At 49.4% G+C, this 857-nt stretch carries 1 protein-coding gene; it reads right to left on the bottom strand.

Going from position 1 to position 857, the window contains the following annotated elements; translation table 11 throughout:
- Positions 1-13 precede the first annotated feature (13 nt).
- The coding region (locus V6C16_RS14420; RefSeq protein ID WP_333543583.1) for an IS4 family transposase at positions 14-857 on the bottom strand (844 nt) is incomplete at its 5' end.

Genomic DNA, 857 nt, shown 5'->3' with positions numbered 1-857 from the left:
CAATGTTGTCCGGTTAAGCACCCATAGCTAACAGGCTATAACTATAGGTGTTTATAGTTTTTCGTCTTCGCGGATTCAGAAGTTCTTCCAGAGAATCCTTGCCGAACAGATTCAAGCAAATGAGCTCGAAGAGTTGTTGCACCGACAGCCCAAGCTTGCTCAGGAATTTCTGATAGGCCAGGAGTAAATACACGGTCAGGGCCGTATAAATCTGGATGTGCACCGCATTCTCCGAGCGCCCGACAAAGCTTTTAATATGCAGATTTTGTTTGACTTCGCGGAAGAATATTTCAATTTGCCAGCGTTCTTTATAGATATCAGCAATTGTCTTGGCGGACAGGCGGAAATGGTTGGTCAAAAATTCGTACCGTTTGCCGGTTTTCGCATCGCGATAGCCGATTCTGCGTAGACGAGTGGTTTTTCCCCGGCTGCTCACGTCAATGATGTGATCGGACGTGACCCCGGTTTTCCGGTCTACGGCGCGGCGATCAACGAGCTTATAGGCAGCATTGCTCTTCAGTCGGGTTACGAAGAAAATGCCCTTCGCGGTCAACATGCGAAACCAGGAATAGCAGATATAGCCTTTATCGAAGGTGACGATGGAACCCTTTGGCAATGAAAGACTTTTGGCCATGCGGCTTTCGTGGGTTTTGGCATTGTTGATATCGAGAAAAGCGGGAATGTAGCCATCGTGGTCAAGCACGGTATTTACTTTCACGCCAGCCTTGTTCCGCCGGAACGACGCCCAGGGAAAGATGGACAGGCATAGGCTGATGGTGGTGGCGTCCATGCTGTACAGCTTGCACTTGAAGCGGAATTTGTGACGAGGCGCACGAAGATGGCACAGGCCATACATT

The sequence above is a fragment of the Desulfovibrio sp. 1188_IL3213 genome (assembly GCF_036763145.1).
In the GTDB taxonomy this organism is placed as follows: Bacteria; Desulfobacterota; Desulfovibrionia; order Desulfovibrionales; family Desulfovibrionaceae; genus Desulfovibrio.
The sequence above is the reverse complement of the archived record's forward strand: the minus strand, read 5'-3'. Positions and strand labels throughout refer to the sequence as shown.